Source organism: Streptomyces drozdowiczii (assembly GCF_026167665.1).
GTDB classification, from domain to species: Bacteria; Actinomycetota; Actinomycetes; order Streptomycetales; family Streptomycetaceae; genus Streptomyces; species Streptomyces drozdowiczii_A.
This window is the reverse complement of sequence record NZ_CP098740.1, coordinates 2,692,810-2,713,164: the sequence shown is the minus strand read 5'-3', so window position 1 is coordinate 2,713,164 and position 20,355 is coordinate 2,692,810. Positions and strand designations below refer to the sequence as shown.

The following is a 20,355-nucleotide window of genomic DNA, read 5'->3' as shown; positions in this document are numbered from 1 at the left end:
GCAGCCGCAGAGCTGCCGGGGGCGTGGTGCGTGCGTTACGTGGTCAGAGTCCGGCCGCGATCTCCCGCACCGCCGCCATGGCCCGCCGCTGGAGCCCCGGCCCGAAGGTGATCCGGGTCGCCCCCAGCTCACCGAGGCGGCGCGGCCCCGGTCCGTCCGGCACGGCCAGCGCGTTCAGCGGCAGCCCGGGCAGGGCATCGGCCAGCGGGCCGAACACCTCGGGCGGGGCCAGGATCGGGTACAGGCAGTCCGCCCCCGCCGCCGCGTACAGCCGCGCCCGGCGCAGCGTCTCCGCCGCCGGGTCCACCCCGTCCGGGACGCCCGTGACGTACGTGTCGATCCGGGCGTTCACGAAGAGCGCGTCCCCGGCCGCCGCCCGGACCGCGGCCAGCCGGTCCGCCTGCCGTCCGGCGTCCAGCAGTACCCCGTCCACCGTGTCCTCCAGGTTGCAGCCGACGGCCCCCGCCGCGAGCAGCCGCTCCACCAGTTCGGCGGGCGGCAGCCCGTACCCGGCCTCGATGTCGGCGGAGACCGGTACGGGGACGGCCCGGGCGATCCGGGCCACCGCCGCGAACATCTCGTCGGCGGGCGTCTCGCCGTCCTCGTAACCCAGCGACGCGGCGACCCCCGCGCTCGGCAGCGCGAGCGCGGGGAAGCCGGCGTCCGCGAGGGCACGGGCGCTCGCGGCGTCCCACGGGCCGGGGAGGACCAGCGGGTCGCCGGGGGCGCGGCCGTGGTGCAGGGCCCGCAGGCCCGACGCGGTCACCGGGCCGCTCAGCCGTGGTCGCCGGGCGTGTAGTGGCCCGGCACCATGCGGGTGGACACGGCGAACCGGTTCCAGGCGTTGATCGTGATGATCGCGGCGATGAGGTGGGCCAGCTCCTCCTCGCCGAAGTGCTTCGCGGCCCGCGCGTACACCTCGTCCGGGACGAAGCCGTCGGTCAGCACGGTCACCGCCTCGGTCAGCTCGATCGCGGCGATCTCCTTCGGCGTGTAGAAGTGCTGCGACTCCTCCCACGCGCTGAGCTGGATGATCCGCTCCAGCGACTCGCCCGCCGCGAGGGCGTCCTTGGTGTGCATGTCCAGGCAGAACGCGCAGTGGTTGAGCTGCGAGGCGCGGATCTTCACCAGCTCGCCGATCACCGGGTCGATGCCCCGGCGGGAGGCGGCGTCCAGCCGGGCCATCGCCTTGTAGACGTCGGGGGCGTGCTGCGACCAGGCCAGGCGCGGGGTGTGCTCGGGGCAGTAGCCGGAGGTGCTGTTGCTGTTCTCGTTCGTCGTCATGCCCCTAACGCTACGGGGGGAGTGGCGCAGCGCTATGGTCCATTTCCATGACAGATGCCTGGGCCACTTTCGGCGCCGACCTCCACATCGACCCGACCGGCTCGACCGGTCTGCGGGCCGGCCTGATGGACGCCCTGCGCGAGGCCGTCCGCACCGGCCGGCTGACCCCCGGCACCCGCCTGCCGTCCTCCCGCACCCTCGCCGCCGACCTCGGCATCGCCCGCAACACCGTCGCCGACGCCTACGCGGAGCTGGTCGCCGAGGGCTGGCTCACCGCCCGGCAGGGCTCCGGCACCCGGGTGGCCCGCCGCGCCGACCCCCGCCCCCGGCGGCGGCCGCGCCGCCCCGCGCGAAGCCGCCGCGCGGCGCACCCGCGTACAGCCTGAAGTCGGGCACCCCCGACCTCGCCACCTTCCCGCGCGCCGAGTGGCTGAAGGCCGCCCGGCGCGCCCTGTCCGACGCGCCCAACGACGCCTTCGGCTACGGCGACCCGCGCGGCCGGATCGAGCTGCGCACCGTCCTCGCCGAATACCTGGCCCGGGCGCGCGGGGTGTACGCCGACCCGGACCGGATCATCGTCTGCTCCGGATTCGTGCACGCCCTGATGCTGCTCGGCAAGGTGCTGCGCAGGCGCCGGGCCCGGGACGTGGCCGTGGAGTCGTACTGCCTCGGCATCCACACCCGCCTGCTCACCGAGGCCGGGCTGCGCATCCCGTGCCTGCCGGTCGACGAGCACGGCACCCGGACCGGCGAACTGCACACCCTGCGCCACGCGGGCGCGGTCCTGCTGACCCCGGCGCACCAGTTCCCCACGGGCGTCCCGCTCCACCCGGACCGGCGGGCGGCGGCCGTCGACTGGGCGCGGGCCACCGGCGGGCTGATCCTGGAGGACGACTACGACGGCGAGTTCCGGTACGACCGCCAGCCGGTCGGCGCCCTCCAGGGCCTGGACCCGGAACGCGTCGTCTACCTGGGCACCGCCAGCAAGTCCCTGGCACCGGGGCTGCGGCTCGGCTGGATGGTGGTGCCGCGCGCCCTGGCCGCCGAGATCGCCGAGGCGAAGGGGGCGAGCGACTGGGCGCCGGGCGCGCTGGACCAGCTGACGCTCGCGGAGTTCATGGCCTCGGGGGCGTACGACCGGCATGTGCGGTCCATGCGGCTGCGCTACCGCAACCGGCGCGACCAGCTCGTCGCGGCGCTGGCGGAGCGCGCCCCGCACATCCGGGTCAGCGGGATCGCCGCCGGGCTGCACGCCGTCCTCGAACTGCCGGAGGGCGGCGAGGCCGAGGTGATCCGGGCGGCGGCCTGGCAGGGCCTCGCGGTGGAGGGCCTGGCCTTCTACCGCCACCCGGACGCCGACCTGAAGCGCGAGGCGCTGGTCATCGGCTACGGCACCCCGACGGACAGCGCCTGGACGGGGGCGCTGGAGGCGCTGCTACGGGTGCTGGCCTGAGCCCGCTCAGCCCCGCAGGACCTCCCGCAGCTGTTCGAGGCCCCAGTCCAGGTCCTCCTTGCCGATCACCAGCGGCGGTGCGATCCGGATCGTGGAGCCGTGGGTGTCCTTCACCAGGACCCGGCGCTCCATCAGCCGTTCGGAGATCTCGCGGCCCGTGCCCAGCTCCGGTTCGACGTCCACGCCCGCCCACAGCCCGCGTCCCCGGACGGCCCGCACCGCGCCCCCGCCCACCAGGAGACCCAGCTCGTGGTGGAGGTGGTCGCCCAACTCGGCGGCGCGCTGCTGGTACTCGCCGGTGCTCAGCATCGCGATGACCTCCAGCGCCACCGCGCAGGCCAGCGGGTTGCCGCCGAACGTCGAGCCGTGCTCCCCGGGGCGGTAGACACCGAGCACCGCCGCCGACGACACCACGGCCGACACCGGCACCACACCGCCGCCGAGCGCCTTGCCCAGGAGGTACATGTCGGGGACGACGCCCTCGTGCTCGCAGGCGAAGGTCTTCCCGGTCCGGCCCAGACCGGACTGGATCTCGTCCGCGATGAACAGCACGTCCCGCTCGCGGGTCAGCTCCCGCACCCCGGCGAGATAGCCGGGCGGCGGCACCAGCACGCCCGCCTCGCCCTGGATCGGCTCGATCAGCACCGCCACGGTGTTCTCCGTCATGGCCTCGCGCATCGCGGTGAGGTCCCCGTACGGCACGATCTCGAAGCCGGGGGTGTACGGGCCGAAGTCGGCGCGGGCCTCCGGGTCCGTGGAGAAGCTGATCACCGTGGTCGTGCGGCCGTGGAAGTTGTCGGCGGCCACGATGATCTTCGCCATGCCGTCCGGGACGCCCTTGACCCGGTAGCCCCACTTCCGGGCGGTCTTCACCGCCGTCTCGACGGCCTCCGCCCCGGTGTTCATCGGGAGCACCATCTCCATGCCGCACAGCTCCGCGAGGCGCGTACAGAAGTCGGCGAACCGGTCGTGGTGGAAGGCCCGGGAGGTGAGCGTGACCCGTTCCAGCTGGGCCCGCGCCGCGTCGATCAGCCGGCGGTTGCCGTGGCCGAAATTGAGCGCCGAGTATCCGGCGAGCATGTCGAGGTAGCGGCGGCCCTCGACATCGGTCATCCAGGCCCCGTCCGCCGTGGCGACGACGACGGGCAGCGGGTGGTAGTTGTGCGCGCTGTGCGCCTCGGCGGAGGCGATGGCGTTTTCCGTGGTCGACACGGGATCTCCGATCGTCGTGCGGCGTGGCCTGAGGTTGGGCCCACTTTGTATCGTCGGTCGGTTCCTCCGCGAGGAAACCTTCGGTTCGCGGCGCGCCCGCGATTTCCGCCGCGCGGGCCCGGCGGGCGATTCCTCCACCGGCTGCCCGGGAAGGGCCGCACACCTGAGACAATGAGCCCATGGCCTCTGAACGTCCCCGCGTGCTCTCCGGAATCCAGCCCACCTCCGGCTCGTTCCACCTCGGCAACTACCTCGGCGCCGTCCGCCAGTGGGTGGCCCTGCAGGAGTCCCACGACGCCTTCTACATGGTGGTCGACCTGCACGCCATCACCGTCGCGCAGGACCCGGCGGAGCTGCGGGCCAACACCCGGTTCGCCGTGGCCCAGCTGCTGGCCGCCGGGGTCGACCCCGAGCGCTGCACGGTGTTCATCCAGAGCCATGTGCCCGAGCACGCCCAGCTGGGCTGGGTCATGAACTGCCTGGCCGGGTTCGGCGAGGCGTCCCGCATGACGCAGTTCAAGGACAAGTCCGCCCGGCACGGCGCCGACCGCACCACGGTCGGCCTGTTCACCTACCCGATGCTGATGGTCGCCGACATCCTGCTCTACCAGGCCGACCAGGTCCCGGTGGGCGAGGACCAGCGCCAGCACCTGGAGCTCACCCGTAATCTCGCCGAGCGGTTCAACAGCACCTACGGCGAGACCTTCACCGTCCCGGACCCGTACATCCTCAAGGAGACGGCGAAGATCTACGACCTCCAGGACCCGTCCTCGAAGATGAGCAAGTCGACGGCGAACCCGAAGGGTCTGATCAACCTCCTGGACGAGCCGAAGACCACCGCCAAGAAGGTGAAGAGCGCCGTCACGGACACCGACACGGTGATCCGCTTCGACCGGGCCGAGAAGCCCGGCGTCAGCAACCTGCTGACCATCTACTCGACGCTCACCGGAGCCTCGGTGCCGGAGCTGGAGCAGAAGTACGAGGGCAAGGGCTACGGCGCGCTGAAGACGGACCTCGCCGAGGTCATGGTCGACTTCGTCACACCGTTCCGCACACGGACGCAGGAATACCTGGACGACCCCGAGACGCTGGACTCCATCCTGGCCGCGGGCGCCGAGAAGGCGCGGGCCGTGGCCGCCGAGACCCTGGCGCTCACCTACGACCGGATGGGCCTTCTGCCCGCGAAGCACTGAGTCCAAGGACCCTGGCGGCGGAGGGCCCGCAGGCGGCACACTTGCGGCGTGATGCTTGCGGCCGTCAGTGGCTGAAAACAGACCACCGAGGATTGAGGAGAACGACGTGGGGACCGTAACGCTCGGCGTTTCGATCGCGGTCCCGGAGCCCTACGGCAGCCTGCTCCAGGAGCGCCGCGCGAGCTTCGGGGACCCTGCCGCACACGGCATTCCCACCCACGTCACCCTCCTGCCGCCGACCGAGGCCGAGGCGGCCGACCTGCCCGCGATCGAGGCGCACCTCGCCTCGATCGCGGTCGCCGGCCGCCCCTTCCCGATGCGGCTCTCCGGCACGGGCACCTTCCGGCCGCTCTCGCCGGTCGTCTTCGTCCAGGTGGTCGAGGGCGCCTCGGCCTGCTCCTGGCTCCAGAAGCGGGTACGGGACGCCTCCGGGCCGCTGGTGCGCGAGCTCCAGTTCCCGTACCACCCGCATGTGACCGTCGCCCACGACATCTCCGAAGCGGCGATGGACCGGGCGTACGAGGAGCTGGCCGACTACGAGGCGTCCTGGATCTGCGGCTCCTTCGCGCTGTACGAGCAGGGCCGGCTGGACCGCGTCTGGCGCAAGATCAACGAGTTCCCGTTCGGCGCCGGCGGCACCGGCCCCGCCGTCCCCGCGCAGAGCGGCAGCACCCTGGACGCCCCTCCCTGCACCCGTAGCGCGCCGGGTCACACCGGCAGCCGCCGGAACAGCGGCCGGGGTACGTGCCGCAGCGCGGACATCACCGCGCGCAGCGCCCCCGGCACCCACACCGTCTCCTGGCGCCTCCGCAGCCCGGTCACGATCGCGTCCGCCACCGCACCCGGCGTCGTCACCAGCGGCGTCCGGGTGAACGGGATCGTCGCCAGCGGCCCCCCGGCCTCCCGCACCCCCGCCGCGTCCGGCACCACCAGCCCCGGGCGCACCACCATGACGTGCACCCCCGTGCCGTGCAGCGCGTCGCCGAGGCCCTGCGTGAAGACGTCCAGGCCCGCCTTGCTCGACCCGTAGATGAAGTCCGCCCGCCGGGCCCGCTCACCGGCCACCGAGGACAGCACCACCAGCGAACCGTGCCCCTGCGCCTGGAGCGCGCCCGCGCACACCAGACCGGCGGAGACCGCGCCGGTGTAGTTCGTCTGCGCCACCCGGACCGCCGCGAGCGGTTCCTCCTCGTCGCGCCCCTGGTCGCCCGGGATGCCGAAGGCGAGCAGCACCATGTCGATGTCGCCCTCGGCGAAGACCTTGCCGAGGACCGTCTCGTGGGACTCGGTGTCCAGCGCGTCGAACGCCACGGTCTGTACGTACGCCCCCGGTGGCGCAGGTCCTCCGCCGCCGCCTCCAGGGCGGGCGAGGGGCGGCCGGCCAGCCAGACCGTCCGGGTGCGGTGGGCGATCAGCCGGCGTGCGGTGGCGAGCCCGATCTCCGACGTGCCGCCGAGGACGAGCAGGGACTGCGGGGCACCGAAGGCATCCTTCACGGGAACGCTCCTTGCAGGGGAAGAGGGGGTCTACAGCGACAGCCGGCGGGACAGGTCCGAGCGGAACGCCCCGGTCGGGTCCAGTTCGGCCCGCAGCGCCCGGAACTCGGGCAGCCGCGGGTACATCGCGGCGAGCGCGCCGGGGCGCAGCCGGGCGTCCTCGGTCAGGGAGACCCGGCCGCCCGCCGCCGCCACCTCCTCGTCCAGCGAGTCGAGGAAGCGGGCGAGCCCCGGCAGGCCGGCCGGTAGATCGAGGGAGAGGTGCCAGCCGGGCGCCGGGAAGGACAGCCAGCCCGGGCCGCCCTCGCCGCACCGCCTGAGCACCGCCCGGAAGGACGGACAGCGGCTGCGGGCGATGCGCCCGACGATCCGGCGCAGCGTCTCCTCCTGCCCGTGCCCGACCAGGAACGCGTAGTGGATGCGGCCGCCGGTGGGGGAGACCCGGTTGCTGTGCGGCCGCGCGTCCAGGGCGCGGAAGAAGGCGCCGACCGGCTGGAGTTCGCCGGTGCGGGACCGGGGCGCGGTGCGGTAGCCGAGTTCGTTGAGCGCGGTGGCGGAGAGCCGGCCGAAGAGGCGGGGCAGCAGCGGCGGCGCGGCGGGGCGGCGCGCCGGGCCGAGGGCGAGCGCGGTGCGCCGGGCGTGCGCCGGGAGCGCCCGGACCGGGACGTGGTCCGCGCGGACCAGGACGCCGCGCCCGGTGGCCCGGCCCCGGGCGGTCAGGTCGATCCGGGCGTACTCGTAGGGGCGGTGGCCGCGCGCCATTCGGCTCAGCAGGTCGTCCAGACCGGCCGCCCGCTCGGTGTCGACGGACATCAGGGCCGTGGTCACGGGCCGGAACCGGAGCGTGGCCGAGAGGATCACCCCGGTCAGGCCGAGGCCGCCGGCGGTCGCGTCGAAGAGCGGGGTGCCCGGGCGCACCGTACGCGCCTCGCCGTCCGCCGTGAGCAGCGTGAACTCCGTGACGTGGCGGGAGAAGGAGCCGGCCGCGCGGTGGTTGTCGCCGTGCCCGTCCGAGCCGATCGCGCCGCCCACCGTGACGTAACGCCCGCCGGGCACCACCGGCGGGAACCAACCGAGCGGGAGCATCACCTCGCGCAGCCGGTGCAGCGTGGTGCCCGCGTCGCAGACCACCAGCCCGGCCGCCGCGTCGATGGTGCGGACGCGGTCCAGGGCGGTCATGTCGAGCACCGAACCCCCGGCGTTCTGCGCCGCGTCGCCGTGCGTCCGGCCCAGGCCCCGGGCGATCGAGCCGCGCGGCCCGCAGCCGAGCACGGTCGCCGCGGCCTCCTCGTAACTACGGGGGCGGAAACGCAGCGCGGTCGTCGGGGCGGTGCGGCCCCAGCCGGTCAGGGACACGGTGTCGACAGACATGAGGGTGACCGTATCGCCCGGGATAACACCTTTGAGGGATTTGTTACAACACTCACCGAAATGGGTGATTGAGGGTCCGTCATCCTCTCCACCCCGCACCGGACTTCGGTTTTCACGCGCCGGAGGGGTAGTCGTGACCTATGGACTGGCTGAAAAAACTCCCCGTCATCGGGCCACTCGTCTCCCGGCTGATGGAGACGCACGCGTGGCGCAGTTACGAGACGCTGGTGCGGGTCCACTGGACCCGGCTGGCCGCGGCCATCACGTTCATCAGCTTCCTCGCGCTCTTCCCGCTGATCGCGGTCGGCGCGGCGATCGGCGCCGCGCTGCTCAGCGACAAGCAGCTGGACAAGATCGAGGACAAGATCGCCGAGCAGGTGCCCGGCATCTCCGACCAGCTCGGCATCGACAGCCTGGTCGCCCACGCGGGGACGGTCGGTCTGGTGGCCGGTGCGCTGCTGCTCTTCACCGGCGTCGGCTGGATCGGCTCGATGCGGGACTGCCTGCGCGCGGTCTGGGAGATGGACGACCTGGACGAGGGCAATCCGGTCCTGCGCAAGCTCAAGGACGCCGGGGTGCTGTTCGGCCTGGGCGGCGCGGCGCTGGTGACGCTCGCGATCTCCTCGGTCGGCTCGGTGGCCGTCGGCTGGATCGCCGACCTGCTCAACATCCCGGAGAACGGGGCGGGCGGGGTGCTGCTGCGGATCGCCGCGCTGCTGGTGGCCGTCGTCGCCGACTTCCTGCTGCTGCTCTATCTGCTGACGCTGCTGCCCGGGGTCGAACCGCCGCGCCGCCGGCTGATGGTGGCCGCGCTGCTCGGCGCGGTCGGGTTCGAACTGCTCAAGCTGCTGCTCGGGAGCTATATGCGGGGCGTCGCGTCCAAGAGCATGTACGGCGCCTTCGGGGTGCCGATCGCCCTGCTGCTGTGGATCAACTTCACGGCGAAGCTGCTGCTGTTCTGCGCCGCCTGGACGGCGACGCCGAGCAAGGAGGACGAGCCGGCGGCGGACGCGGAGGAGGACTCCACGCCCGCCGCCCGGCGCGTCACGGGCGAGGACGGCGACGCATCAGGTCCGGCAGCGGCCAGCGCCGGTTGACCAGGAACACCCCGCCGGCCAGCAGGACCAGGACGCCGCCGACGATGCCCAGCGCGATCCCGACCCCGCCGGAGCCGTCGGTGGCGGCCGCCGCCCGCGCCGCCTTGTCCGCTCCGTGGCCGCCCTTGTCCGAGGCCGCCGTGTCCGCCTCGGCGCCCTTGCCTGCCCCGGCGGTGTCCGAGCCGTCGCCGGTGACCGCGGACTTCGGCGGGACCAGCTCACCGACCGGGGTCACCTTGCCGGTCGCGGCGAACCCCCAGTCCAGGAGCCGGGCCGCCTCCTTGTACACCGCGTGCGTCTCGTCGTCGGCCGGGTGCATGACGGTGACGAGGAGGACCTTGCCGTTGCGTTCGGCGACACCGGTGAAGGTGTTGCCGGCGTGCGTGGTGTAGCCGTTCTTGACGCCCGCGATGCCCTTGTACGCGGTCACGCCGTCGGCACCGGTGAGCAGCCGGTTGGTGTTCTGGATGCCGAAGGTCTCGCGCTTCTTGCCCTTCTTCTGCTCCCCGGGGAACTGCGCGTCGGCGGTCGAGCAGTACTCCCGGAAGTCCGCGTTCTGGAGCCCGTCGCGGGCGAAGAGCGAGAGGTCGTACGCGCTGGAGACCTGCTCGGGCGCGTCGTACCCGTCGGGCGACACCACGTTGGTGTCGAGCGCCTGGAGCTCCTCCGCGCGGTCCCGCATGGCCTGGACGGCCTTCGGCACCCCGCCGTACATCGAGGACAGGACGTGCACGGCGTCGTTCCCCGAGCGAAGGAAGACCCCGAGCCACAGGTCGTGCACCGTGTAGCTGTGGTCCTCCTTGATGCCGACGAGGCTGCTGCCCTCGCCCATGCCGGCGAGGTCCTCGTCCTTCACCGTGTACTCCCGCGTCTTGGGCAGGAGCGCCGGGTCGTCGAGGAGGGTGTCCGCGAAGAGCATCTTCAGCGTGGACGCCGGGGGCAGCCGCCAGTGCGCGTTGTGTGCGGCGAGCACCTCGCCGGTCTCCGCGTCCGAGACCATCCACGACCGGCCCGTCAGCTTCTTGGGCAGCACCGGGGCGCCGGGCCCGAGGCTGACCTGGGTGCCGGACCGCCCCAGCTGGGCGCCGCCGATCTGCGACATGGTCGCCGGCGGCTTGGGAGCGTCGTCGTCCCCGTCGGCCGCCGAGGCGGGCGTGACGACAAAAGCGGACAGCAGGGCGGCAGAGGTGACCGCCAACGCGGCCTTCTTGAGAGCTGGCACGGTCGAAAACGTACATGCAGTTGATGTGAATATATGTACTGGCGCTGTGACCCGCCGGGCGGACCGCCGGGACGGACCACCCCGCCCGAGCCACCCGGAACGCGGCGGCGATACTGAATCCATGAAGCTCAGCCGCCCGGTCTCCTGGTTCCTGCTCGCCTTCGGGGCGTGGTCGTGGGTCATCTGGGTCACCTTCGTAAAGAATCTCTGGAAGGACGGCAGCGGCCTCGCCTTCGACGACGCCGGTGACCCGACCGCGTACTTCTGGGTGCATCTGCTGCTCGCCATCACGTCCTTTCTTCTGGGGACGGGTGTGGGCTGGATCGGGTTCCGGGGCGTCAGGGCCCTGCGCGCCGAGAAGGCTTGAAACCACTGGTCCCGGCCGGGACGTGAATCGGGTGTTACCGGGACGAACGGGGCGGGGGAGTAGGCATGCGGATCGTGGACGCCGGGCTGGCGGTACTCGCCGTGACAGCTGTGCTCGCCCTGCTCGTGGCCGTGCACCGCTATGTGTGGTGCCGGCTCGTCGGTGACACGACGCGCCAGGGCAGCCCGTGGCGCAGGGCCGGCACGATCGCCGCGTACGCGCTGCCGCTGCTCAGCCTCGGCGCCCTGGTCGCCGGGCCGGCGGGCGCGCCCTTCCCGGTCCAGCGGGTGCTGGCCTGGCCCGGCTACCTCTGGCTCGCCGCGCTCCTCTATCTGACCCTCGCCCTGCTCGTCGGCGAGGCCGTACGGCCCCTGCTGCGCCGGTGGCTCGCGCGCCGGGCGGCGGCCGGGGCGGCACCCGTGCGGGCACCCGAACCCGAGCCCGTCCCCGTACCGGCGTCGGCGCCGGAGGTCGCGCCCGCGCCGGAGTCCGGGGCGCCCGCCCTCCCCGCCCCGTCGCGGCGGCTGTTCGTGGCGCGCGCGGTCGGGGGCGCCGCCGCCGTCGCCGGGCTCGGGACCGTGGGCTACGGGACGTACGGCGTGCTGCGCGGGCCCCGGGTGAAGCGGGTCACCGTACCGCTCGCCCGGCTGCCCCGCTCCGCGCACGGTTTCCGCATCGCCGTCGTCAGCGATATCCACCTGGGCCCGATCCTGGGCCGCTCCCATACCCAACGGGTGGTGGACGCGGTCAACCGGACCCAGCCCGATCTCATCGCGGTCGTCGGTGATCTGGTGGACGGATCGGTCGCGGATCTCGGCCCGGCCGCCGAACCGCTCGCCGGTCTCCGCGCCCGGCACGGGGCGTTCTTTGTCACCGGCAATCACGAGTACTACTCCGGTGCGGCCCAATGGGTGGATCATGTAAGGGAATTGGGGCTGCATCCACTGGAGAACGCACGGGTGGAGACCGGCGGTTTCGATCTGGCCGGGGTCAATGACATCGCCGGCGAGAGCGAAGGGCAGGGCCCCGATTTCGCCCGCGCCCTCTGCGACCGCGACCCCGCCCGCGCGGTCGTGCTCATGGCCCACCAGCCCGTGGTCATCGACGAGGCCGTCGAGCACGGCGTGGACCTGCAACTCTCCGGGCACACCCACGGCGGCCAGCTGTGGCCGGGCAACTACGTTGCGGAGCTGTCCAATCCGACCGTCGCCGGGCTCGAACGCTACGGCGACACCCAGCTCTACGTCACCCGGGGCGCCGGCGCCTGGGGCCCGCCCGTGCGGGTCGGCGCGCCCTCCGACATCACCGTTGTCGAGCTCGCATCCCGGCAGGCGTAATCACCCGCGTACACACGCGAAATGGCGAAACGGGTGACCGTTCGGGAACCCTCTGTATTCGGCGTAAGCGCCAAAGGTTTCGACTGACAAACAATTGGCTATGAGCCTCTGATCTCCCCTTCCAGATGTGAAAATCGTGTGATTTGCTTGGCGCGAACGTGCGGTGATCTGCGTATCTGAGCGCGACACCGAGGTGGGGCAGTTAAGGGAGAGCACGTCAATGCGGTCGATCCGGCTACGGATTCTCGCGATTTTCGCGGTATTGGTCATCGCAGGCGTGGTCGCCTGGCAACTGCTTCCCTCGGACGAGGGGAACTCCGATCCGGTCGTCGTCGGGACGACCGACGCGGTGACCTCGCTCGACCCGGCGGGCGCCTACGACGCCGGTTCCTGGGCGATGTACAGCAACGTCTACCAGTCCCTGATGACGTTCAAGTCCGGCGGCATCGTCCCCGAGCCGGACGCGGCCGAGAGCTGCGGCTTCATCGGCGCCAAGCTCCAGACGTACCAGTGCAAGCTCCGTGACGACCTGACGTTCTCCAACGGCGACAAGATCACCGCCGAGGACGTCAAGTACTCGTTCGACCGGATGCTGGAGATCAAGACGGACGTCGGTCCCTCGGTCCTCTTCCCCAGCCTGAAGAACGTGGTCACCGAGGGCCGGGTCATCACCTTCAACCTCTCCTCGCGTGACGCGACCTTCCCGCAGAAGATCGCCACGGGCGCCGGCGCCATCGTGGAGAAGGACGCCTACGCGGAGCGCAAGCTGCGCAACGACGGCCAGGTGACCGGCTCGGGGCCGTACGTCCTGAAGTCCTACGAGGCCGGGGTGAAGGCCGAACTCGTGCCGAACTCGCGGTACAAGGGCGCGGTCACCAAGACCGGCGGACCGATCACCGTGCGGTACTACAAGGACTCCGAGGACCTTCTCTCGGCGTGGAAGTCCGGCCAGGTGGACGTCACGCACCGTCAGCTGCCGCCGTCCACGCTCGCCGCGCTGAACCCGGGCGACAGCGACAAGCGCGTCACCGAGGCGGACAGCGCCGAGATCCGCAACCTGGTCTTCAACGTCCGCAAGGGCGCCCCGCTCGCCGACCGCAAGGTCCGCCAGGCCATCGCCTCGGTCATCGACCGCGGCCCGCTGGTGAGCAAGGTCTACAAGGGCACCGTCGAACCGCTCTACTCGCTGATCCCGCAGGGCACGATCGGGCACAGCACCCCGTTCTTCGACGCCTATCCCACGCCGGACGCCAAGCGCGCGAAGGCGCTCATGCAGGAGGCCGGCGTCCAGACCCCGCTGGCCGTCACCTTCGCCTACCGCGAGGGCGACCAGTACACCGACGAGACCAAGGAGATCCAGCGGCAGCTGAACGCCACCGGGCTCTTCAAGGTCACGATCAAGGCCGTCGAGTGGACCCGGTTCCAGAAGGGCTACGCGGCCGGTGAGTACGACATGTACACCGTCGGCTGGCTCCCGGACTACCCGGACCCCGACACCTTCAGCCAGCCGCTCGTCGGCCGCGACAGCAGCCTCCACAACGGCTACACCAGCAAGAAGATGGACGACCTGATCAGCGCCACGCTGCAGTACAGCGACCGCAGCCGGGCCTCGGGGGACTTCAAGGAACTCCAGAAGCTGGTCGGCGAGGACGTGCCGCTGGTGCCGCTGTGGCAGAAGAAGGACTACGTCATCGCCAAGGCGGACGTCTCCGGCTCGCAGTACCTCTCCGACGGCACGGGCGTGTGGCGCCTGTGGGAGCTGGGCTGGATCTGATCCCGGATCAGATCGACGCGGGCGGCGCGGACTTCACCGGTCCGGCCGCCCGCGCTGTCGTCTCCGGCAGGAACTCCTCCAGCACTTCGGCCACTTGGCGCACCAGCGGCCGCACCACCCGGAACCGGGACAGGCTCAGTGCCCGGGCCGCGATCGGGACCGTACGCGTGACCAGGCGGCGGCTGCGGGCGGCGCCGTCCGTCCGGTCGTACACCCAGAACAGCACCAGGCCCATGTGCGCCAGCCACATCAACCGCGGCAGCAACGGGGCCAGTTCGGGGTCCGTCCGGGTGCTGGAGCCGGTCAGGCAGCGCTCGTGGATGGCGATGACCGCCTCGCGCGCGGAGACCGACTCCGGCGAGAACGGACTGAGCGGGCTCTCCGGATCGGCCGCGTTCTTGAAGAACTGCGTGGCGAAGGGGCGGTACGGCTCCGCCACGTCCAGCCAGGTCAGCAGCACCCCGCGCAGCCGTGCCGCGAGCTCCTTCTCGCCGTCCAGGACCGGGCGCACCGCCTCCGCGTGCTCGGCCGCGAGCCGGTCGTAGAAGCCCTGGACCAGGTGCTCCTTGGACGAGAAGTAGTAGTAGGCGTTCCCTACGGAGACGCCCGCCTCCTGGGCGATGGCCCGCATGGTCGTCCGGTCGTAGCCGCGTTCCTGGAAGAGCCGGAGCGCGGTTTCGAGGATCAGCGCACGCGTCTGCTCGCTCCGGGGGCCTTCTTCTCTACCTTCACCACGGCCCGAGCGTATCCGGGCCGCGCCCGCTACCCCGCCGCGGGCGTCGTCCCGGCCGGCGCCCCGGTCTCCCGCACCGCGCCACCACCGGCGGCCGGCACCCCGAAGCGCCGTACGCCCGGCACCAGGGCGGTGCCCGCGCAGGCCGCACCGGCCAGCAGCCCGGCCGCGGCGAGCGGGGCCTCCGTGTTCCAGGCGGAGGCGGCGAGCGGGGCGAGGGTGTAGCCCAGCGGCATCGCGGCCAGCGAGAGCAGCCAGTCGTACGAGGTCACCCGGGCCAGCGCCTGCGGCGGCACCGCCGACTGGACGGCGGTCTCCCAGACCGGGTTGAGGAAGCCGAGACCGGCCATGGCGATCCCGTACGCGGTGAGCGAGACGGCCACCGGGGCGTGCGCGGCCAGCAGGCAGAGCGGCAGCACGTACAGCGCGCCGGCGAGATTGGCGGCCAGGACCGCCCGGCGTGGCCGGACGCGGCCGGCCACCAGCGAGCCGACCAGCAGGCCCACCGCGCCGGTCTGGAGGAGCACGACCCAGCTCCCCTTGCCGCCGGGGCCGTGCAGGAAGAGGGCCGGGCCGAGCGTGGTCAGCACGGCCGCCGCCCCGTTCCAGACGGCGTGCGCGATCAGGCTCGTCCAGTACCAGTCACGACTGCGGACCTCGGTCCAGCCGCCCTTGAGGTCGCCGAGCAGGGAGCGCCGGGGGATGGGCACATGGCGGACCCGGATCACGTACAGCAGGGCGGCGCTCACCGCGAAGCTGGCACCGTCCAGCACGAAGGCCCAGCCCGGTCCGGCGGTGAGGATCAGGGCCCCGGCGAGGGCGGGCCCGCCGATCCGCGCGGTCCCGGAGGCCACCGCCATCAGCGCGTTGGCGCGCAGCAGCCCCGACTCGTCCACGGTGCCCCGGACCAGCGGGGCGGAGGTCGGCATCGCGAAGGCGCCTGCGGCGCCGCCGACCGCCTCGGCGAGCGCGATCTGCCAGAGGGCCGGGGTGCCGGAGAGCAGTTCGGCGCCGACGAAGAGCTGGGTCGCGCACCGCACGAGGTCGGTGGTCAGGGCCACGGTGCGGGCGTTGAAGCGGTCGCCGACGACCCCGCCCAGCGGGAGCAGCAGCAGCTTGGGCACCATCGCGCACCCCAGCACCAGGGCGAGGGCGCCGGTCGATCCGGTGGCCAGATAGACGGCGAGGGTGAGCGCGGCGGGGATCGCGGAGTCGCCCAGCATCGACAGCGAGCGGCCGATGAAGAGCAGCCGGAACGAGCGGGTCCTTAAAGGGTGCGCCGTGGGCGGCGCGGGGGTGACCATGCGCGGCAATCTATTTCGGTACCGAAGTATCCGTCAACGAGAATTACGCTTTCGAAAGGACCCTGCCCCCGCCGGAGGCGGCCGCGTAGGCTGAGCGCCATGGAGCGACGCGACTGGACCGACGGGCACGTCGAGCGGTGGAGACCCGTGCTTCCCGAGCTGGACGCCGACGTCGAGGGCGCGGTGACCCGGATGAAGAAGCTCTCCGTCCATCTGCGCCGGGTGCGCGAGCAGTCCCTCGTCGACTTCGACCTGGACCGGCAGGAGTTCGACACCCTGCACAAGCTGGCCGGGCGCGGCGGCACGGCGGCCCCGTCCGAACTGGCCGCCGATCTCGACCTCGCCCCCGCGTCCGTCACCGGCCGGCTGGACGCGGTCGAGCGCCGCGGCTTCGTCCGCCGCACCCCGTCCACCACGGACCGGCGCCGCGTCGACGTGGTGCTGACGGACGAGGGCCGGTCGACCTGGCGCGGCGCGATGGCCTTCCTCGGCCACGAGGAGGAACGGCTCCTCGGCGTCCTGGACGCGGACGAGCGGGCGCTGCTCAACGACATGCTGCGGCGCATCATGGTGGTCGCGGAGGACCGGGGCGGGGCGGCCTGGGACTGACCCAGCCCTCCGCCTTGCGCCCCAGCTCCTCCCGGACCCCGTCCGCGCCCCGCTCCAGCAGCCCGGCCACCGCCTCGACCGGCCGGCGCCCGTCCTCCGCTCAGCCGCTGCTCCCCCTCGATCGCGGGTGCGCCCTCAGACGCTCATCGAGCGGGCGGTGTTGACCTGGGACATCACCATCGCGAAGGTGTCCGGGTGGCCGGCCGGGATCATCGTGGAGTGGTGGCGGCCCCCGCTGGTCACCGTCACCTGGACGAAGCCGGTCGTCTGCTTCTGCTTCATCAGCAGGAAGAGCAGGCCGATCAGGCAGGCCAGGGCGAAGACGATCGCCAGCACGATCGCCACCGGCGGGATCTTCTCCTCCGTGCGCGACATGTCCGTCGCCGTCCACACCGCGCCCCTGAGGGGCAGCGTCCCGGACGGCGTCACGATCGAATCGCTCATCACCGTGATGTCCCCGATGGACAGCACCGGCGTCCCGCCGCCCGTCGGGGCCGCGCCCGGATAGCCGTAACCCTGGGTCGGCTGCGACGGATACCCGTAGCCGGGCGGCTGCGCGGGCGGGCCGGAGAGCGGCTGCGGGTAGCCGTAGACCGGATTGCCGCCCGCCGGATAGCCGTAGCCCTGGCCGTTCGGGGCGCCGGGAGGGGTTCCCGGCTGCTGGGAAGGACCCCACTTGTATGAGTCGTCCGCGTACGGATTCGGATCGCTCAACGTGCCCCCGCTCTCGCTCCCCCGCGCACCCCCGTGCGGCGGTGGGTGAACCGACCACCGGTCCCGCACGACCGTACCGTCCGGGCACACCCCGGCGCAGCAAGAGGCCCGGACCCCCGAGGGGGACCGGGCCTCCGCACCTGCGCGTGGGGATCAGAAGCGACGCGTGATCAGCGCGCGCTTGACCTCCTGGATCGCCTTGGTGACCTCGATGCCGCGCGGGCAGGCGTCCGTGCAGTTGAAGGTGGTGCGGCAACGCCACACACCGTCACGGTCGTTGAGGATTTCCAGGCGCTGCTCGCCGCCCTCGTCGCGCGAGTCGAAGATGAAGCGGTGCGCGTTGACGATCGCCGCCGGGCCGAAGTACTGGCCGTCGTTCCAGAACACCGGGCACGAGGACGTGCACGCGGCGCACAGGATGCACTTGGTGGTGTCGTCGAAGCGCTCGCGGTCCTCGGGCGACTGAAGGCGCTCGCGGGTCGGCTCGTTCCCCTTGGTGATGAGGAAGGGCATGACGTCGCGGTACGCCTGGAAGAACGGGTCCATGTCGACCACGAGGTCCTTGAGGACCGTGAGGCCCTTGATGGCCTCGATCGTGATCGGCTTCTCCGGGCTCAGGTCCTTGATCAGCGTCTTGCAGGCGAGCCTGTTCTTGCCGTTGATCCGCATGGCGTCCGAACCACAGATGCCGTGCGCGCAGGACCGGCGGAACGTGAGCGTCCCGTCCTCGTTCCACTTGATCTTGTGAAGGGCGTCGAGCACACGCTCCTTCGGGTCGATCTCGATCTGGAAGTCCTGCCACTGGGCCTCGTCGGAGACCTCCGGGTTGAACCGCCGGATGCGGAACGTGGCCGTGATGTACGGCGAGTCGGCGAAGCCGGCCTCGGGCTCGGGAGCCTTGTCGGCCTTGTCCAGGGTGGGTGTAGCCATCAGTACTTACGCTCCATCGGCTGGTAGCGGGTCTGGACGACCGGCTTGTAGTCCAGCCGGATCGACTCGGTGCCGTCCTCGGCGACCTCGCGGTACGCCATGGTGTGGCGCATGAAGTTGACGTCGTCGCGGTTGGGGTAGTCCTCGCGGTAGTGACCGCCGCGGGACTCCTTGCGCGCCAGCGCCGACGTCGCCATGACCTCGGCGAGGTCGAGCAGGTTGCCCAGCTCGATGGCCTCCAGCAGGTCCGTGTTGAACCGCTTGCCCTTGTCCTGGATGGACACGTCCAGGTAGCGCTTGCGCAGCTCCGCGATCTTGTCGACCGCGGTCTTGATCGTCTGCTCGGTGCGGAACACCATCACGTTGGCGTCCATGCACTCCTGGAGCTCCTGGCGGATCGCCGCGACCCGCTCGGTGCCCGTGGAGTTGCGCAGCCGCTCGACCTGGTCGACCACCTGCTGCGCCGGGTTCTCGGGAAGCTCGACGAAGTCGCTCTTCGCGGAGTACTCGGCGGCGGCGATGCCCGCGCGGCGTCCGAAGACGTTGATGTCGAGCAGCGAGTTGGTGCCGAGGCGGTTGGCGCCGTGCACCGAGACGCAGGCGACCTCGCCGGCGGCGTACAGGCCCGGGACGACGGTGGTGTTGTCGGCCAGCACCTCGCCCTCGACGTTGGTCGGGATGCCGCCCATGGCGTAGTGCGCGGTCGGCTGGATCGGGATCGGGTCCGTGTAGGGCTCGATGCCGAGGTACGTACGCGCGAACTCGGTGATGTCCGGGAGCTTGGCGTCCAGCTGCTCCGGCGGGAGGTGCGTCAGGTCGAGGTAGACGTGGTCGCCCTCGGGACCGCAGCCGCGGCCCTCGCGGATCTCCGTGTAGATGGAGCGGGACACGACGTCGCGGGACGCGAGGTCCTTCATGACGGGCGCGTACTTCTCCATGAAGCGCTCGCCGTCCTTGTTGCGGAGGATGCCGCCCTCACCGCGGGCGCCCTCCGTCAGCAGGATGCCCATGCGCCAGATGCCCGTCGGGTGGAACTGGAAGAACTCCATGTCCTCCAGCGGCAGGCCCCGGCGGTAGCAGGCGGCCTGGCCGTCACCGGTCAGGGTGTGGGCGTTCGACGTCACCTTGAAGAACTTGCCGGTGCCGCCGGAGGCGTAGATGACCGCCTTCGCCTGGAAGACGTGGATCTCGCCGGTGGCCAGCTCGTACGCGACGACGCCGGCGGACTTCTTGACGCCGTCCTCCTCGACCACCAGCTGGTCCAGGACGTAGAACTCGTTGAAGAACTCCACGCCCTCCTTGACGCAGTTCTGGTACAGCGTCTGGAGGATCATGTGGCCGGTGCGGTCGCCCGAGTAGCAGGCGCGGCGGACCGGGGCCTCGCCGTGGTTGCGGGAGTGACCGCCGAAGCGGCGCTGGTCGATCCGGCCCTCGGGCGTGCGGCCGAACGGCAGGCCCATCTTCTCCAGGTCGAGAACGGCGTCGATGGCCTCCTTCGCCAGGATCTCGGCGGCGTCCTGGTCGACCAGGTAGTCACCGCCCTTGATCGTGTCGAAGGTGTGCCACTCCCAGTTGTCCTCCTCCACGTTGGCCAGCGCGGCGGCCATGCCGCCCTGCGCGGCGCCCGTGTGGGAGCGGGTGGGGTAGAGCTTGGTCAGCACGGCGGTGCGGCTGCGCTTGGTCGACTCGATGGCCGCGCGCATGCCGGCGCCGCCGGCGCCGACGATGACGGTGTCGTACGTGTGGATCTGCATGGTTTACCTCTGGTCCTTCGGGCCCGGCGCCTAGCGGATGTTCGGGTCGAAGGTGAAGATCACCAGCGTGCCCAGCAGGACGGTGAACACCGTGGCGGTGTACAGCAGCATCTTCAGCCAGAAGCGGGTGTTGTCCCGTTCGGCGTAGTCGTTGATGACCGTACGCAGACCGTTGGCGCCGTGCAGCATGGCGAGCCACAGCATCGCCAGGTCCCAGACCTGCCAGAACGGCGAGGCCCAGCGGCCCGCCACGAAGGCGAAGCCGATCTTGGAGACGCCGCCGTCCAGCACCAGCTGGATCAGCAGGTGGCCGATGACCAGGACGACCAGCACGATGCCCGACAGGCGCATGAAGAGCCAGGCGTACATCTCGAAGTTGGTGCGCGAGCCCTTGGGGGTCTTGCCGGTCCGCTTGCGCGGCGGCTCGATGACGGGGGCCGGGTTGTCGGCGTCGTACAGGGAAACGCCCTCGACGGCGCCGATCGCGGAAGTCTCGGTGGACATG

17 protein-coding genes and 3 pseudogenes are annotated in these 20,355 nt (G+C 71.7%); 8 read left to right on the top strand and 12 right to left on the bottom strand.

From position 1 onward, the window contains the following. Positions 1-43: 43 nt before the first annotated feature. Both NEH16_RS12075 and NEH16_RS12070 read right to left on the bottom strand, forming a co-directional pair. Complete coding sequence (locus tag NEH16_RS12075) at positions 44-766, bottom strand: isocitrate lyase/PEP mutase family protein (protein ID WP_265541961.1); 723 nt, start codon at positions 764-766, stop codon at positions 44-46. 8 nt (positions 767-774) lie between these two features. After that, positions 775-1,284 carry a carboxymuconolactone decarboxylase family protein gene (locus tag NEH16_RS12070; protein ID WP_265541959.1) on the bottom strand — a complete coding sequence of 170 codons (510 nt, stop codon included), beginning with the start codon at positions 1,282-1,284 and terminating at the stop codon, positions 775-777. 47 nt (positions 1,285-1,331) lie between these two features. Between NEH16_RS12070 and NEH16_RS12065 the strand changes: the two are divergent. Continuing rightward, positions 1,332-2,737, top strand: a pseudogene (locus NEH16_RS12065) (PLP-dependent aminotransferase family protein). A 6-nt stretch (positions 2,738-2,743) separates the two neighbouring features. Here NEH16_RS12065 and rocD read toward each other — a convergent pair. Beyond that, positions 2,744-3,949 (bottom strand): ornithine--oxo-acid transaminase, encoded by a 1,206-nt coding sequence (gene rocD, locus NEH16_RS12060; RefSeq protein ID WP_265541957.1) that lies wholly within the window; start codon positions 3,947-3,949, stop codon positions 2,744-2,746. A gap of 179 nt (positions 3,950-4,128) precedes the next feature. Here rocD and trpS point away from each other — a divergent pair, with 179 nt between their 5' ends. Next, a complete protein-coding gene (trpS, locus tag NEH16_RS12055) occupies positions 4,129-5,142 on the top strand; it encodes a tryptophan--tRNA ligase (RefSeq protein WP_073964342.1) in 1,014 nt (337 codons plus the stop codon). A gap of 106 nt (positions 5,143-5,248) precedes the next feature. Continuing rightward, positions 5,249-5,827: pseudogene (locus tag NEH16_RS12050) on the top strand (2'-5' RNA ligase family protein); the annotation flags it as partial. A 23-nt stretch (positions 5,828-5,850) separates the two neighbouring features. Here NEH16_RS12050 and NEH16_RS12045 read toward each other — a convergent pair. Further along, positions 5,851-6,638 (bottom strand): annotated as a pseudogene (locus NEH16_RS12045) (decaprenylphospho-beta-D-erythro-pentofuranosid-2-ulose 2-reductase). Between the two features lie 30 nt (positions 6,639-6,668). Then, on the bottom strand, positions 6,669-8,009 hold the full coding sequence (locus NEH16_RS12040; protein ID WP_265541954.1) for an FAD-binding oxidoreductase: 1,341 nt from the start codon (positions 8,007-8,009) through the stop codon (positions 6,669-6,671). Between the two features lie 140 nt (positions 8,010-8,149). Here NEH16_RS12040 and NEH16_RS12035 point away from each other — a divergent pair, with 140 nt between their 5' ends. Beyond that, positions 8,150-9,106, top strand: coding sequence for a YihY/virulence factor BrkB family protein (locus NEH16_RS12035; RefSeq protein ID WP_265541951.1), 957 nt, complete (start codon positions 8,150-8,152; stop codon positions 9,104-9,106). Here NEH16_RS12035 and NEH16_RS12030 read toward each other — a convergent pair. Further along, positions 9,054-10,328, bottom strand: a complete 1,275-nt coding sequence (locus tag NEH16_RS12030; RefSeq protein ID WP_265871387.1) for a D-alanyl-D-alanine carboxypeptidase family protein — start codon at positions 10,326-10,328, stop codon at positions 9,054-9,056. The genes NEH16_RS12035 and NEH16_RS12030 overlap by 53 nt on opposite strands. A 121-nt stretch (positions 10,329-10,449) precedes the next feature. On the opposite strand from NEH16_RS12030, the gene NEH16_RS12025 reads away from it, so the two are divergent. The 3 genes from NEH16_RS12025 to NEH16_RS12015 all read left to right on the top strand — a co-directional run bounded on the left by NEH16_RS12025 (position 10,450) and on the right by NEH16_RS12015 (position 13,806). Beyond that, on the top strand, positions 10,450-10,695 hold the full coding sequence (locus NEH16_RS12025) for an SCO4848 family membrane protein (RefSeq protein WP_265541947.1): 246 nt from the start codon (positions 10,450-10,452) through the stop codon (positions 10,693-10,695). Positions 10,696-10,760: 65 nt separating this feature from the next. Continuing rightward, entirely contained in the window at positions 10,761-12,032 is a 1,272-nt protein-coding gene (locus tag NEH16_RS12020; RefSeq protein ID WP_265541945.1) for a metallophosphoesterase, read from the top strand. Positions 12,033-12,252: 220 nt separating this feature from the next. Further along, a complete protein-coding gene (locus tag NEH16_RS12015; protein WP_073964335.1) occupies positions 12,253-13,806 on the top strand; it encodes an ABC transporter substrate-binding protein in 1,554 nt (517 codons plus the stop codon). Between the two features lie 7 nt (positions 13,807-13,813). On the opposite strand, the gene NEH16_RS12010 is transcribed toward NEH16_RS12015, so the two are convergent. Both NEH16_RS12010 and NEH16_RS12005 read right to left on the bottom strand, forming a co-directional pair. Further along, positions 13,814-14,554, bottom strand: a complete 741-nt coding sequence (locus NEH16_RS12010) for a TetR/AcrR family transcriptional regulator (protein WP_265547160.1) — start codon at positions 14,552-14,554, stop codon at positions 13,814-13,816. Positions 14,555-14,568: 14 nt separating this feature from the next. After that, on the bottom strand, positions 14,569-15,843 hold the full coding sequence (locus NEH16_RS12005) for an MFS transporter (protein WP_265541943.1): 1,275 nt from the start codon (positions 15,841-15,843) through the stop codon (positions 14,569-14,571). A gap of 99 nt (positions 15,844-15,942) precedes the next feature. Between NEH16_RS12005 and NEH16_RS12000 the strand changes: the two genes are divergently transcribed. Further along, positions 15,943-16,452, top strand: a complete 510-nt coding sequence (locus tag NEH16_RS12000) for a MarR family winged helix-turn-helix transcriptional regulator (RefSeq protein WP_073964332.1) — start codon at positions 15,943-15,945, stop codon at positions 16,450-16,452. 135 nt (positions 16,453-16,587) lie between these two features. On the opposite strand, the gene NEH16_RS11995 is transcribed toward NEH16_RS12000, so the two are convergent. The 4 genes from NEH16_RS11995 to NEH16_RS11980 all read right to left on the bottom strand — a co-directional run bounded on the left by NEH16_RS11995 (position 16,588) and on the right by NEH16_RS11980 (position 20,354). After that, positions 16,588-17,166 carry a hypothetical protein gene (locus NEH16_RS11995; RefSeq protein WP_265541939.1) on the bottom strand — a complete coding sequence of 193 codons (579 nt, stop codon included), beginning with the start codon at positions 17,164-17,166 and terminating at the stop codon, positions 16,588-16,590. 153 nt (positions 17,167-17,319) lie between these two features. After that, positions 17,320-18,096, bottom strand: coding sequence for a succinate dehydrogenase iron-sulfur subunit (locus NEH16_RS11990; RefSeq protein WP_073964330.1), 777 nt, complete (start codon positions 18,094-18,096; stop codon positions 17,320-17,322). Continuing rightward, entirely contained in the window at positions 18,096-19,850 is a 1,755-nt protein-coding gene (gene sdhA, locus NEH16_RS11985) for a succinate dehydrogenase flavoprotein subunit (RefSeq protein WP_073964329.1), read from the bottom strand. The genes NEH16_RS11990 and sdhA overlap by 1 nt, the downstream gene beginning before the upstream one ends. Before the next feature lie 30 nt (positions 19,851-19,880). After that, positions 19,881-20,354: a succinate dehydrogenase hydrophobic membrane anchor subunit gene (locus NEH16_RS11980; protein WP_265541935.1), complete on the bottom strand. Its 474-nt coding sequence runs from the start codon at positions 20,352-20,354 to the stop codon at positions 19,881-19,883. Position 20,355 lies beyond the last annotated feature (1 nt).